Genomic DNA, 12,473 nt, shown 5'->3' on the forward strand with positions numbered 1-12,473 from the left:
GCGTGGGGTTTTTGGAGGCGCTCAAGGCCCTTCTTCCCGGAAGGGTCCTCACCAGGGAGGCGGAGCTTGCCCCCTACGAGTCCGACGCCCTCACCGCCTACCGCAAAAGGCCCTTGGCGGTGGTCCTGCCCGAGAAGAAGGAGGAGGTGGTGGGGGTGGTGCGGCTTTGCCACCAGTACAGCGTCCCCTTCGTGGCCCGGGGGAGCGGCACGAGCCTAAGCGGGGGGTCTTTGCCCGTGGAGGGGGGGATCGTCCTCGCCCTAAACCGGATGAACCGGATCCTGAGGCTAGACCCCGAGGCCCGGATCGCCGTGGTGGAGCCCGGGGTGGTGAACCTGGAGGTCTCCCGGCAGGCGGCCCCCTTCGGCCTCTACTACGCCCCGGACCCCAGCAGCCAGCCCGTCTCCACCATCGGGGGAAACGTGGCCTTCAACTCCGGGGGGGCCCACTGCCTGAAGTACGGGATGACGGCGAACCACGTCCTGGGCCTCGAGGTGGTCACCCCCACGGGGGAGGTGGTGCGCCTTGGGGGGGAGAGCCTGGAGGGCGTGGGCCCCGACCTCCACGGCTTCTTCGTGGGCACGGAGGGGCTTTTGGGGGTGGCGGTGGAGATCACCTTGAGGCTTCTCCCCAAACCCGAGGCCTACCACACGGTCCTCGCCGCCTACGAGAGCCTGGAGAAGGCGGGGGAGGCGGTGAGCTTAATCATCCGCAAGGGGCTTCTCCCCGGGGCCATGGAGATCATGGACCGCCTGAGCATAGAGGCCGCCGAGAAGGCGGTGAAGGCAGGCTACCCCCTGGTGGAAGGGCTCCTCATCGTGGAGCTGGAGGGCCCCAAGGAGGAGGTGGCCGAGGAGGCTAAGGTCCTGGAGGCGATCCTTAAGGAAAGCGGGGCCCTGGAAATCCGGGTGGCGCGAAGCGAGGCCGAGCGCCAGGCCATCTGGAAGGGAAGGAAAGCGGCCTTTAGCGCCGTGGGGCGGCTTTCCCCGGACTACCTGGTGCAAGACGGGGTGGTGCCCCGCTCCAAGCTGGGAGAGGCCCTAAGGGAGATCCAGCGCCTCTCCCGGGAATACGGCCTTAGGGTGGCCAACGTCTTCCACGCCGGGGACGGGAACCTCCACCCCCTGGTCCTCTACGACGGGAAGCGCCCTGGGGAGCTGGAGCGGGCCGAGGCCCTGGCCGGAGAAATCCTGAAGCTTTGCGTGCGCCTTGGGGGTCCTTAACGGGGGAGCACGGCATCGGGGTGGAGAAGAAGGGCTACATGCCAGAGATGTTCGCCCCGGAAGACCTCGAGGCCATGGAACGGGTCAAAAAGGCCCTGGACCCCAAGGGCCTCGCCAACCGGGGCAAGGTCCTGCCGGAGGTGGCCGGTGCCCACGCTTAGGCCGGAAAGCCCGGAAGAAGTCCAGGAAGCGGTGCGGACCTACCCCCGGCTCCGGGCGCAAGGCGGGGGGACGAAGCCCGCCCTCTCCACCCCTAAAGAGGGGGAGGCCCTTTTGGACCTCTCCCGCCTCCGGGGCCTTTTGGCGTACGAGCCCGAGGAGTTCGTCTTCACCGCCTTCGCCGGGACGCCCATCGCCGAGGTGGAGGAGGCCCTAAGGGCCCACGGCCAGTACCTGCCCTTTGACCCGCCCCTCGCGGGGAAGGGGGCCACCCTGGGGGAACGGTGGCCGCGGGGCTATCCGGCCCCTTGCGCCACCGCTATGGGGGCCTGAGGGACTTCCTCCTCGGGGTGCGCTTCGTGGACGGGGAGGGAAGGGTGGTGCGGGGCGGGGGCAAGGTGGTGAAGAACGCCGCGGGCTTCCCCTTCCACCGCCTCATGGTGGGCTCCTTGGGGGCCTTCGGGGTCATGGTGGAGCTTTCCTTCAAGATCTTCCCCAGGCCCCGGACCACGCGCACCCTCAGGGTGCGGCGGGAAAACTTGGAGGAGGCCCTCGCCGAGCTGGAAAGGCTAAGGCTTCTCCCCCTAGACCTCCTCGCCCTGGACCTCGTTCCCCCCGCCACCTTGGAGCTTCGCCTCGGGGGGTTTGAAAGGAGCGTGGAGGCCCGTTTGAAGCGCCTCCAAGACCTCCTCGGGGACGGGGAGGTTTTGGCGGAGGACGAGGCCCACTGGGAGGCGGTGCGGGACCTCGGCTTTTTGGAAGGAAGCCCCATCTGGGTCAAGGTCCCCGCCAAGCCCCACCTCATCCCCCGCCTCGAGGCCCTCCCCCTGGGCCCAAGGCGCTACCTGGACGGCGGGGAGGTGCTCTACGCCGGAACCACGGAGGAGGGCCTTAGGGCGCTAAGGGAGGCGGGGCTTCCCCACCTGGTGCTAAGGGGGGCGGAAACGCCCCTCTTCCCCGAGCCCCAAGGGGCCTTCTTCGCCGGGGTCAAGAAGGCCCTGGACCCCAAAGGCCGCTTTCCCTTAGGGTGAGAGCATGCAACACCAAATCCCCGTAGAAAAGCTGGGCAAGGAGGGGGAGGTGATGGCCCACGCCATCGAGGCCTGCGTCCACTGCGGCTTCTGCCTCCCCACCTGCCCCACCTACCTGGTCCTCCAAGAGGAGATGGACTCCCCCAGGGGGCGGATCTTCCTCATGAAGGAGGTCTTGGAGGGAAACCTCAAGCTGGAAGAAGCCCTCCCCTACCTGGACCGCTGCCTCGCCTGCCAGGCCTGCGTCACCGCCTGCCCAAGCGGCGTCCCCTACGGCGAGCTCATCGCCACCTTTCGCCTGTGGAGCGAGGAAAAGCGGCACCGCTTCCCCTTGGAAAGGGTCTTCCGCCTGGGCCTCCTCCGCACCCTCCCCAACCCGGAGCGCTTCCGGCCCCTGGCGAAGCTCGGCGCCCGCCTGAAGCCCCTCCTCAAGCCCCTCCCCCTCCCCAAGCCCCTGAAGGCCCCCCTCGCCCTCCTCCCGGACCGCCTCCCCGAGGAGGCTCCCTACGGGGAGGTCTACCCCGCCAAGGGGGAGAGGCGGGCGCGGGTGGGGCTCCTTTTGGGGTGCGCCCAGAGGGTCTTGAGGCCCTCCATCAACCAGGCCACCATCCAGGTCCTCCAGGAAAACGGGGTGGAGGTGGTGGCGGTGCCGGAGCAGGCCTGCTGCGGCGCCCTAAACCTCCACGCCGGGGACAAGGAGGGGGCGAGGGCCCTCGCCCGGAAGAACCTGAAGGCCTTCCGGGACGTGGACTACGTGGTCACCAACGCCGCCGGGTGCGGCTCGGGGATGAAGGAGTACCCCCTCCTCTTCCTGGGGGAGCCCGAGGAGGAGGAAGCCCAGGCCCTCGCCGCCAAGGTGAAGGACTTGAGCGTGCTCCTGGACGAGCTGGGCTTCACCCCGCCCCCACCCCCCAGGCGCCCCTTGCGGGTGGCCTACCACGACGCCTGCCACCTGGCCCACGCCCAGGGGGTGAGGGAGGCCCCGAGAAGGCTTCTCAAGGCGGCGGGCCTCGAGGTCTTGGAACCCAGGGAGTGGGAGCTCTGCTGCGGGAGCGCCGGGACCTACAACCTCTTCCAGCCGGAGATCGCCGAGGCCCTGGGAAGGAGGAAGGCGGAAAACCTCAAGGCCACGGGGGCGGACCTCGTGGCCACGGGGAACATCGGCTGCCTCACCCAGATCCAGGCCTACCTGGACCTCCCCGTGCTTCACACCGCCGAGCTTCTGGCCCTCCTCTACGAGGGAAAGGACCCTCTGGCTTGACGTGCATATCTTCCTGCAGCCATGCTTAAAGCATGGCCCTCACCATCCGCAACAAGGAGGTGGAGCGCCTGGCCGAGGAGGTGGCCCGCCTCGCCGGGGAGACCAAGACGGAGGCGGTGAGGAAGGCCCTGGAGATGCGTCTTAGGGAACTCCAGAGGAAGCAGAGCTTTGACCGGGTGATCCGCTTCCTGGAAGAGGAAGTCTGGCCCCAAATCCCGCCGGAGCTTTTGGGGAAGGGGATCTCCAAGGAAGAGGAGGAAGAGATCCTGGGGTACGGCAAGGAGGGGTACTGATGGTGCTGGGACTTTGACCGGACGGACCTGGCGTGGAAGCCCTCCTGAAGGAAGCCTTCCTCGAGGCCCTGAAGGCCACGGACCCCTACCGCCTCACGGCAAGGCACCTCCCCCCTTGGCGGCCGGACCTCGTCCTGGCGGTGGGGAAGGCGGCGGCCCCCATGCTAAAGGCCGCCCTGGACCGCTACGGAGAGGTCCCCTACCACCTCACCCTGCCCAAGGGGCAAAAGGCCCCTGGGCTCAAGGCGGTCCTCGCCCGCCACCCCGTCCCCGACGAGGAGAGCGTCCGGGCAGCCAAGGAGGTCCTTAGCCTCCTCCAGGGCCTTTCCCCGAGGGCGCGGGTCTTGGCCCTGGTCTCGGGCGGGGGAAGCGCCCTGTGGTGCGCCCCCTTAGGGGTCTCCCTGGAGGAGAAGCGGGCCCTCACCGAGGCCCTCCTAAAGAGCGGGGCCAGCATCCACGAGGTGAACGCCGTGCGCAAGCACCTCTCCCGGATCAAGGGGGGAAGGGCCCTCCTCGCCACCCAGGCCCGGGTCCACGCCCTTCTCCTCTCCGACGTTCCGGGGAACGACCCCTCGGTCATCGCCTCGGGGCCCTTCCACCCGGACCCCACCACCTACGCCGAAGCCCTCGCCCTGTTGGACCGCTACGGCCTCGCCTTTCCTGGGGCGCGGCGGGTGTTGGAAAGGGGAGCCAGGGGGGAGCTCCCCGAGACCCTAAAGCCCCAAGACCCCGCCCTAAGGCGGCTTTCCTTCCGCCTCGTGGGGACAAACCTCCACCTCCTCCGGGCGGCGCAGCGGTTCTTGCGGGCCCAGGGCTTCCGGGCGGTGGTCCTCTCCGACCGCTTCGGGGGGGAGGCCAGGGCCCTCGCCCGCTTCCACGCCGAGCTCATAGAGGCCATCCGCGCCCACGGGGTGCCCTTCCGGAAGCCCCTCTTCCTCCTCTCCGGGGGGAGGCCCAGGTGCGGGTGGTGGGGAGGGGAAGGGGCGGGCGGAACCTGGAGTTCCTCCTCGCCCTCTACACCCACCTCAAAACCCCCCTCTACGCCCTCGCCGCAGACTCCGACGGCCTGGACGGAAATAGCGGCGCCGCCGGGGCCCTCCTCACCCCGGCGGTGTGGGAAAAGGGCCTAGACCCCAGGCCCTTCCTGGAGGAAAACGACAGCCTCGGCTTCTTCCAGGAGGCGGGAACCCTTCTTAAAACCGGCCCCACGGGGACCAACCTCAACGATTTCCGCCTCCTCCTTGTAGACTGAGGAAGTTGGCTAGCCTCTACGTCCACGTCCCCTTCTGCCCCACCCTCTGCCCCTACTGCGACTTCCACGTGGTCCGCCGGGGGCCGGGGTGGGTGGAGGCCTACCTAAGGCGCCTGAAGGAAGAGGCCCAAGCCCTCCACGAGCGCTTCCCCGAGCCCCTACGCACCCTCTACCTGGGTGGGGGGACGCCGAGCTACCTAAGGGACCGGGAGCTTGTGGCCCTCTTCCAAAGCCTTCCCTGGGCGCTCGCCGAGGGCGCCGAGGTGACCCTGGAGGCCAACCCCGGGACCCTCTCCCCTGGCCGCCTCCGGCTCCTCCAAGACCTCGGGGTGAACCGCCTCTCCCTAGGGGTGCAGAGCTTCCAGGACCCGGTCCTCAAGTTCCTGGGGCGGGCCCACGGGAGGAAGGGGGCGCTTAGGGCGGTGGAGATGGCCCTGGAGGCGGGCTTTCGCGTCTCCATAGACCTGATCCTGGGCCTTCCCATGCAGGACGTGGAGAAGGACCTAAAGGAAGCGGCAAGCCTAGGGGTGGGGCACGTCTCCGCCTACACCCTCCAGGTGGAAAAGGGCACCCCCTTCGCCCTCCTGGGCCTAAGGGAAGACCCTGAGCGGGAGGCCTGGGCCATGGAGCGGGCGGAGGCCCTTTTGGGGGAAGCGGGGCTTGTTCGCTATGAGGTCTCCAACTTCGCCAGGGAAGGGGAGGAGGCCCGGCACAACCTTGTCTACTGGCGAAACGGTTTCTGGCTTGCCTTAGGCCCCGCGGCCACCGGACAGTACCCGGGGGAAGGGGGGGCCTACGCCTTGAGGCGCACGGCCCCGCCCCTTCCCCGCTGGCTCCGAGGGGAGCCCCCGAAGGAGGAAGCCATCTCCCCGCTAGAGCACGCCAAGGAAAGCCTCATGCTGGGCCTAAGGCTTCGGGAAGGGGTGGACGTGGGGACTGTGGAGGCGAGGACGGGGCTCGTCCTCTTCCCCCTCCTCCAGGAGGCGGCCCAGGGCCTGGCCCAAGAAGGCCTCCTCCGGGTCCAGGGGAAAAGGCTTCTCCCCACCCCCAAGGCCTTCCCCCTCCTCCACCGGGTGGTCCTGGCCCTCTGGGAGGCCCTTGACCCCCTGGCCTTTGGGGATTAAGCTTTGACCGAGTTCAAAAGGAGGTGGCCATGGACCTCAAAGCCCTCGCCCAGCAGGTAGCCCAGGCCCAGCCCTTCACCCAGCACCTGGGGGCCGAGCTCCTTTCGGCCAAGCCGGGAGAGGGGGCCTTTGCCCTCGAGGTCCGCCCCGAGTTCTACCAGCACCTGGGGATGGTCCACGGCGGGGTGATCACCGCCCTTTTGGACAACGCCCTCACCTTCGCCGGGGGAACGGTCCTGGGGGCGGAGGTCCTTACGGTGGAGTTCAAGGTGAACTTCCTCCGCCCCGCCAAAGGCTAAAGGCCCTAGGCCGGGTGGTCCACGCTGGGAAGCGCCTCGCCGTGGTCCTGGGGGAGGTCTATTGCGAAGAGGGCGGGGAAAGCCGCCTGGTGGCCTTGGGCCAGGGGACCATCAGCAAGGTTTAGGCGAAGGCCAGGGCCTCCCGGGCCCTATCCGCCAGGGCGAAGAAGCGCTCCTTGGTGAGGGGGATCTTCCCCGTCACCAGGCCTTTGCCCGGCTCAAAGTGGGCGTGGAGGTGGATGTGGGCCCGGGGCAGGCGGAGGCCGATCCGCTTTAGTTTGGCGTGGCGGGGAGAGACATCGGCCAAAAGGAAGGGCTCCCCTAAGGCGTCGGAAAGGGAGGCGGTCATGATGGTGGTGGGGAGGTCGTAGGGACGCTCCATGCGGTAGATGAAGTCGGGGAAGTCCGCCTCCTTCTCAAAACGCACGCCCTTCGCTTGAGCGTACTCCCGCATCCAGGAGAGGAGCTCCACCCAGGCCTCGTAGAGTTCGCGCTCGGAAGACGCGCTCATGGCTCAAGTATAAAGCCCCAGGGCGATCCCTGGGGCACCTTGGTGGGCGCGAGTGGACTTGAACCACCGACCCCTACCGTGTCAAGGTAGTGCTCTAGCCACCTGAGCTACGCGCCCGCGCTTTTGGAGGCGCCGGCCGGATTCGAACCGGCGAATGGAGGTTTTGCAGACCTCTGCCTTACCACTTGGCTACGGCGCCAAGCCGTAAGGTATGGTAGCACGAAGCCCCAAAGGGTGTCAAGAAAAACCCGTCGCCAGCGGAAAAAGTGGTATCATGCCCACCAGTGGACGAGGTCTTCGTACGCCTGCGCCGCGGACGCTGGCCCCTTTCCAAGGGGCTTTTGGTGGAGGCCCTCCTTCCCCTGGGGGTCCCCACGGAGGTGGCCCACGCCCTGGCCCACACGGTGGAGGAGCGGCTTAAGCGGCTCAGGCGCAAGGGCGGGGTGACGCCCCGAACCCTAAGGCGAATCTTCCTGGAGGAGGTGGAGCGGGAGCTTGGGCCAGAAAAGGCCCGCCTCCTCGCCAAGCAGACCCTCCCCTTTGAGGAGATCTTCGTGGTGGAGGGGCGAAAGCAACGCCCCTTCTCCAAGGGCCTCCTCACCCGGAGCCTCGAGGACGCGGGCTTCTCCCTCAGGGAGGCGCACGAGCTGGCCAAGGCCGTGGAAAGGCGGCTCCGCCTGGAGGGCGTCCGCCGCATCCCCGCCAAGCGGCTGGAAAAAGTGGTGGCCGAGGAGGCCCGGCGCCTCTACGGCCCCGAGGCGGGGGAGCGCTACCGGGCCCGCCTCCTCTACGCCGGGGAGCTCTTCGTGGAGGAGGCCCCGGGGGCGCCCAGGGTCCCCTTTTCCAAAGGCATCCTGGCCCAGTCCCTCATGGCCATCGGCCTCTCCCCCGACCGGGCCTTCCGGCTCGCGCGGGAGATGGAGGTGGCCCTCCACCGGGAAGGCGTCCAGGTCATCCGCCGGGACGAGCTGAGGCGGCGGGTGCACCAGGCCCTCCTGCGGGAGGCGGGGGAGGAAATGGCCCGCCGCTACCTGATCCTGCGGAGCCTGCGCAAGCAACCCCGGCCCGTCCACATCCTCATCGGGGGGGTCACGGGGGTGGGCAAGAGCGTCCTCGCCTCGGCCTTGGCCTACCGCCTGGGCATCACCCACATCGTCCCCTCGGACGCCGTCAGGGAGGTCTTCCGCGCCTCCCTCTCCAAGGACCTCCTCCCCACCCTCCACCTCTCCACCTTTGAGGCCTGGCGCGCCCTCTCCCCCGGGCTCGGCCTCGAGGGGGAAAGCTACGAGGTCCAGGTGATGCGGGGGTTTTTAGACCAGGTGGCCAAGGTGGCCGTGGGCCTCAAGGCCATCCAGGAGAGGAGCGCCCTGGAGGGCACCTCCATCGTCTTGGAAGGGGTCCACGTGGTGCCCCGCTTCCTGCAGCACCCCTACCAGGACCGGGTCTTCACCATCCCCATGCTCGTGGCGGTGCAGGATGAGAACCTGCACCGGGACCGCTTCCTCCTCCGCGACCGGGAGACGGGGCACGCCCGGCCCAAGGAGCGCTACCTCCAGCACTTTGAGGAGATCCGCCTCATCCAAAACCACCTCCTGCGTTGGGCCCGGGAAGAGGGGATCCCCGTAATCCCGGGGGAGGACCTGGACGAAGGGATTGAAAAGGCCTTGGAGGTCCTGGTGGCCTACCTCGAGGCCCAGGGGCAGAGGCTGGAGGAGGCCCATGCTTGAGCCTCTCCTCTTCCCCCTCCTTCTCGCCGTGGCCTTTCGCCTGAGGAAGTTCGCCCCCCTCTTTGCCCTAGGGTTTTGGGCCAACCTCCTCTGGTTCGTCTACCAGAACGAGTGGGGTTCGGGCTTGCTCACCTACCTCCGGGGCCTCGGGGCGGGCCTCTTCCTCGCCGCGGGCTACGGGGAGCCCCTCTTGGCCTGGAGCCTCCTTCCCTGGCCCCTACTCCTCTACGTCAAGCTTCAGGTGCGGGAACTCCTCCCCTACCTCCCCGGCCTCACCGAAGGGCTCGGCCTCGGTCTCCTCCTTTACCTCCTAGGCTTCCGCAGGCGGTAAAAGGCGTAAGGAAGCCCGGCGCCCAAAAGTCCCCCGAGGAGGAAGGCCCAGGGGTGGCCGTAGAAGAGCTGGAGGAAGAGAATCCCCCCGTAGAGCACGGCGAAGAGGGGAACGAGGAAGGGCCTTTCCCCGTAGGCCACCGCCGCCCCCCCGAGGGCGAGGCCCAGGGCCAGGGCAATACCCTCCTGGCTCGGGCGGAACCAGAGGAAGTAGGCGTAGCCCGCCACCCCCAGGAGGGAGAGGGCTTGCGCCAGGCGGTTGGCGTCCATCAGTCCTTGACGAAGCGCTTCACCAGGAGCTGGGAGAGCGCTAGGGCCACACCCCCCCAGGCCACCTGGGGCTCGCGCCCCAAAAAGCCCATGACCGCCGAGAAGACCCCGGCCAGGAGGAAGAAGGGCACGTACCTGGGGCTCACGGTGAGGCCCAGGACGAAGGCCACGAGAAACCCCGCCACCCCCGGGGGCAGGCTCGCCCCCAGGGCCAGGAAGAGGAGCATCAGGGCGACGGTGATGGCCCCGGCCAGGTAGTAGGCCCCGGGAAAAGGCTCGGGGACTTTCTTGCGGGCGCGCTCGGCCATGCCCCAAGGCTATCACAAAAGCCCCGCGGCCGCGGCCACGGCCTCGAGGGTGGCGGGAACCGGCGGGGCAAGCTTTGCCACCTTCTCCGCGGTGGCCGGGTCCTTGAGGCCGTGGCCGGTGAGGGTGAGGACCACGGTGCTTTCCGGCTCCAGGCGGTCTTCCCTTAGGAGCTTCAAGACCCCCGCCATGGCGGCGGCGCTTGCGGGCTCGCAGAAGATCCCCTCTTCCGCCGCCAGATAGCGGTAGGCAAAGAGGATCTCCTCGTCCGTCACCGCCTCTATACCCCCCCCCGACTCCTCCTTGGCCCGGATGGCCCCCTCCCAGCTCGCCGGGTTGCCGATGCGGATGGCGGTGGCCAGGGTCTCGGGGCGCTCCACCGGGCGGCCCAGGACCAAGGGGGCCGCCCCCGCCGCCTGGAAGCCGAGCATTTTGGGAAGCCTCCTGGCCTTGCCCAGGGCGTGGTACGCCTTGTAGCCCATCCAGTGGGCGGTGATGTTCCCCGCGTTCCCCACGGGGAGGGCATGGTAGTGGGGGGCGTCGCCGAGCTCGTCCACCACCTCAAAGGCCAGGGTCTTCTGGCCCTCCAGGCGGTGGGGGTTCACGGAGTTCACCAGGGCCACGGGGAAGGCCTCCGTGAGCCTTTGGGTGAGGCGCAGGGCGTCGTCAAAGTTCCCCTCCACCTGGACGATCCTCGCCCCGTGCACCAGGCTCTGGGCCACCTTGCCCAAGGCCACGTACCCCGCGGGGAGAACCACGATGGCCAAAATCCCGGCCCTTGCGGCGTAAGCGGCGGCGGAGGCGGCGGTGTTCCCGGTGCTGGCGCAGGCCACGGCCTGGGCCCCCCTTCCACCGCCTTGGAGACGGCGAGGGTCATCCCCCGGTCCTTGAAGCTTCCCGTGGGGTTTAAGCCCTCGTACTTGGCGTAGAGGCGGATGCCCTTCTTCCGCGCCTCCTCCGGGCCCTTCAGGGGGATGAGGGGGGTGGAGCCCTCCAGGAGGCTTATAACCGGCGTCTTCTCCGAGACCGGGAGGAGGTTCCGGTAGCGCTCTATTAGGGGCGGCCGCATGGCCCCATGCTCCGGCCTTAGGGCCTCGCCGTCAAGGGAGGAAAAGGCCCCGGGTCTCCAGGACGAAGCCGGGAAGCTCGGGGTCTAAGGGCACCCGTTCCGGCCCCTGGTGGCCCTCCACCCCTCCCGGGCGGAAGACCTCCACCCGGTGGAGGTAAGGGTCCAGGAGGACCACGAGGCGCACCCCGTTCGCCAGATACCAGGCCGCCTTCTGCCGGAGCTCCTCGAGGCCCTGGCTTCTGGAGCGCACCTCAAACACCGCGTCCGGGGCCAGGGGAGGAAACCCTTCCCGCGCCTCTTGGGAGAGGGCCTGCCACCTCTCGCCCAGGAGGAAAGCGGCGTCCGGGGCGAGGACCGAGCCGTCGGGGAGTTTGAACCCTGTGGAGGCGTCAAAGACCACCCCCAGGCCCCGCGCCTCGTTCCACCGGTAAAGCTGTCCTAGGACGGCGGCGCGGATCCGCCCGCTTTCCCCGCCCGTGGGGGACACGATGAGCCTCCCGTCGGCCAAGCGCTCAAACTGCCAGCCCGGGTTTCTCTCGGAAAGGACGCGGAGCTCCTCATCGCTCACGGGGCGCAGAAGGTCCAGAAGGGGCACGCCCTCATTCTACCCCCGGCCAGGGGCTTCCCTCCTCCAAAGGGGGCCTCGCCCGGGGGCGGGGAGGTGCCCCAGGGCCCCGGAGAGGAAGCGGAGGAGGTCGGCGAAAAGCCCGCTCGCCGTGGCCCCGCCCCCCGCCCCAGGCCCCGTGACGAAGGCCTCCCCCAAAGGCCTGGCCCTGACCCAGAGGGCGTTTCCCCGGGCCCTCGCCAAGGGATGGTCCTGGGGAAGGCGCCTTGGGGCCACCGCCGCCCGCCACCTCCCCCCTTCCCCGAAGAGGCTCGCCACGAGGCGCACCCGCTCCCCCCGGGCCTCGGCCTCCCGCAGGGCCTTTGGAGTGAGGTGGGCGATGCCTTGGGCCTCCACCTCGGCGAAGGGGAAGCCGGGGTCCACGAGGAGCCGGGCGAGGAGGGTGAGCTTGTGAGCGGCGTCTATCCCCTCCACGTCCAAGGTGGGGTCGGCCTCGGCGTAGCCCAGGCGCTGGGCCTCAAGAAGCGCCTCGGCGTAGGTCCGGCCCTTCTCCATCTCCTGGAGGATGTAGAGGGTGGTGCCGTTCAGGATGCCGTGGAGCTCCAGAAGCTCGCTTCCCCTCAGGGTCTCCAGGAAGGAGAGGGCGGGGGTGCCCGCCATGACGCTCGCCTCGTGGTAGATGAGCCCCTCCTCGGCGAAGGGCCTCAAGCGGTCCCAGGCCTCGGCGAGGAGGGCCTTGTTGGCGGTGATGAGGGGGATGCCGGCCTCGAGGGCGGGGAGGACGAGCCCAAGGGGGCCTCCACCCCCCCCATGGCCTCCACCACCAGATCGGCCTCCAGGAGGTCAAAGGGCTCGGCGCGAAGGAGCTCCTGGGGGATGGCCCTGGGCTTCTTCGGGTCCCGCACCAAGACGCCCAGGAAGCGGGGGACGACCCCGAAGGCGGAAAGCTCCTCCGCCCGCTCCAACACGAGGTTGTAGAAGGCGCTCCCCACGGTGCCGCCCCCCAAGAGGGCGATCTTCAAGGCCTCCATGGGGGGGATTATACCCCTTGCG

The 12,473-nt window shown here is 68.8% G+C and carries 10 protein-coding genes, 2 tRNA genes and 5 pseudogenes; 9 read left to right on the plus strand and 8 right to left on the minus strand.

The window, feature by feature from the left end; translation table 11 throughout:
• Nucleotides 1-2 precede the first annotated feature (2 nt).
• The 7 genes and pseudogenes from AV541_RS08175 (at nt 3) to AV541_RS08205 (ending at nt 6,642) form a co-directional block, all read left to right on the plus strand.
• Nucleotides 3-1,384, plus strand: a pseudogene (locus tag AV541_RS08175) (FAD-linked oxidase C-terminal domain-containing protein).
• Nucleotides 1,371-2,413, plus strand: a pseudogene (locus AV541_RS08180) (FAD-binding protein). Before AV541_RS08175 ends, AV541_RS08180 begins: the two co-directional pseudogenes overlap by 14 nt.
• A 4-nt stretch (nt 2,414-2,417) precedes the next feature.
• Nucleotides 2,418-3,674 carry a glycolate oxidase subunit GlcF gene (gene glcF / locus AV541_RS08185; RefSeq protein WP_060384669.1) on the plus strand — a complete coding sequence of 419 codons (1,257 nt, stop codon included), beginning with the start codon at nt 2,418-2,420 and terminating at the stop codon, nt 3,672-3,674.
• A 32-nt stretch (nt 3,675-3,706) separates the two neighbouring features.
• On the plus strand, nt 3,707-3,967 hold the full coding sequence (locus AV541_RS08190; protein ID WP_014630035.1) for a type II toxin-antitoxin system VapB family antitoxin: 261 nt from the start codon (nt 3,707-3,709) through the stop codon (nt 3,965-3,967).
• A gap of 32 nt (nt 3,968-3,999) precedes the next feature.
• Nucleotides 4,000-5,219, plus strand: a pseudogene (locus AV541_RS08195) (glycerate kinase type-2 family protein).
• Between the two features lie 5 nt (nt 5,220-5,224).
• The gene (gene hemW, locus AV541_RS08200; RefSeq protein WP_060384670.1) at nt 5,225-6,343 is read left to right on the plus strand and encodes a radical SAM family heme chaperone HemW; all 1,119 of its coding nucleotides are present in this window, start codon (nt 5,225-5,227) and stop codon (nt 6,341-6,343) included.
• 29 nt (nt 6,344-6,372) lie between these two features.
• Nucleotides 6,373-6,642: a PaaI family thioesterase gene (locus AV541_RS08205; protein WP_238529970.1), complete on the plus strand. Its 270-nt coding sequence runs from the start codon at nt 6,373-6,375 to the stop codon at nt 6,640-6,642.
• Nucleotides 6,643-6,763: 121 nt separating this feature from the next.
• Here AV541_RS08205 and AV541_RS08210 read toward each other — a convergent pair whose 3' ends face one another.
• From AV541_RS08210 to AV541_RS08220, 3 genes are all read right to left on the minus strand, one after another.
• Nucleotides 6,764-7,153 (minus strand): NADH-quinone oxidoreductase subunit 15, encoded by a 390-nt coding sequence (locus tag AV541_RS08210; protein ID WP_008631775.1) that lies wholly within the window; start codon nt 7,151-7,153, stop codon nt 6,764-6,766.
• Nucleotides 7,154-7,193: 40 nt separating this feature from the next.
• Nucleotides 7,194-7,270, minus strand: a tRNA-Val gene (locus AV541_RS08215).
• A gap of 7 nt (nt 7,271-7,277) precedes the next feature.
• Nucleotides 7,278-7,352 (minus strand) — tRNA-Cys (locus AV541_RS08220).
• A gap of 85 nt (nt 7,353-7,437) precedes the next feature.
• Between AV541_RS08220 and AV541_RS08225 the strand changes: the two genes are divergently transcribed.
• Both AV541_RS08225 and AV541_RS08230 read left to right on the plus strand, forming a co-directional pair.
• Nucleotides 7,438-8,880: an ATP cone domain-containing protein gene (locus AV541_RS08225; RefSeq protein WP_060384671.1), complete on the plus strand. Its 1,443-nt coding sequence runs from the start codon at nt 7,438-7,440 to the stop codon at nt 8,878-8,880.
• Nucleotides 8,873-9,211 carry a hypothetical protein gene (locus AV541_RS08230; RefSeq protein WP_060384672.1) on the plus strand — a complete coding sequence of 113 codons (339 nt, stop codon included), beginning with the start codon at nt 8,873-8,875 and terminating at the stop codon, nt 9,209-9,211. Before AV541_RS08225 ends, AV541_RS08230 begins: the two co-directional genes overlap by 8 nt.
• On the opposite strand, the gene AV541_RS08235 is transcribed toward AV541_RS08230, so the two are convergent.
• The 5 genes and pseudogenes from AV541_RS08235 to AV541_RS08255 form a co-directional block, all read right to left on the minus strand.
• Complete coding sequence (locus tag AV541_RS08235) at nt 9,184-9,480, minus strand: hypothetical protein (RefSeq protein ID WP_008631770.1); 297 nt, start codon at nt 9,478-9,480, stop codon at nt 9,184-9,186. The two genes, AV541_RS08230 and AV541_RS08235, sit on opposite strands and share 28 nt — an antisense overlap.
• A complete protein-coding gene (locus AV541_RS08240) occupies nt 9,480-9,788 on the minus strand; it encodes a hypothetical protein (protein ID WP_060384673.1) in 309 nt (102 codons plus the stop codon). The genes AV541_RS08235 and AV541_RS08240 overlap by 1 nt, the downstream gene beginning before the upstream one ends.
• A 12-nt stretch (nt 9,789-9,800) precedes the next feature.
• A pseudogene (gene thrC, locus AV541_RS08245) lies at nt 9,801-10,855 on the minus strand (threonine synthase).
• A 31-nt stretch (nt 10,856-10,886) separates the two neighbouring features.
• The gene (locus AV541_RS08250; RefSeq protein WP_060384674.1) at nt 10,887-11,450 is read right to left on the minus strand and encodes a Uma2 family endonuclease; all 564 of its coding nucleotides are present in this window, start codon (nt 11,448-11,450) and stop codon (nt 10,887-10,889) included.
• Between the two features lie 4 nt (nt 11,451-11,454).
• Nucleotides 11,455-12,451 (minus strand): annotated as a pseudogene (locus tag AV541_RS08255) (homoserine dehydrogenase).
• Nucleotides 12,452-12,473 lie beyond the last annotated feature (22 nt).

The organism is Thermus parvatiensis (assembly GCF_001535545.1).
GTDB classification, from domain to species: Bacteria; Deinococcota; Deinococci; order Deinococcales; family Thermaceae; genus Thermus; species Thermus parvatiensis.

What these genes read in the sequence shown, in the direction of transcription:
- glcF (WP_060384669.1), top strand. Translation starts at nt 2,418, where the DNA reads ATGCAACACCAAATCCCCGTAGAAAAGCTGGGCAAGGAGGGGGAGGTG.
- AV541_RS08190 (WP_014630035.1), top strand. Translation starts at nt 3,707, where the DNA reads ATGGCCCTCACCATCCGCAACAAGGAGGTGGAGCGCCTGGCCGAGGAG.
- AV541_RS08205 (WP_238529970.1), top strand. Translation starts at nt 6,373, where the DNA reads ATGGACCTCAAAGCCCTCGCCCAGCAGGTAGCCCAGGCCCAGCCCTTC.
- AV541_RS08210 (WP_008631775.1), bottom strand. Translation starts at nt 7,153, where the DNA reads ATGAGCGCGTCTTCCGAGCGCGAACTCTACGAGGCCTGGGTGGAGCTC.
- AV541_RS08230 (WP_060384672.1), top strand. Translation starts at nt 8,873, where the DNA reads ATGCTTGAGCCTCTCCTCTTCCCCCTCCTTCTCGCCGTGGCCTTTCGC.
- AV541_RS08235 (WP_008631770.1), bottom strand. Translation starts at nt 9,480, where the DNA reads ATGGACGCCAACCGCCTGGCGCAAGCCCTCTCCCTCCTGGGGGTGGCG.
- AV541_RS08240 (WP_060384673.1), bottom strand. Translation starts at nt 9,788, where the DNA reads ATGGCCGAGCGCGCCCGCAAGAAAGTCCCCGAGCCTTTTCCCGGGGCC.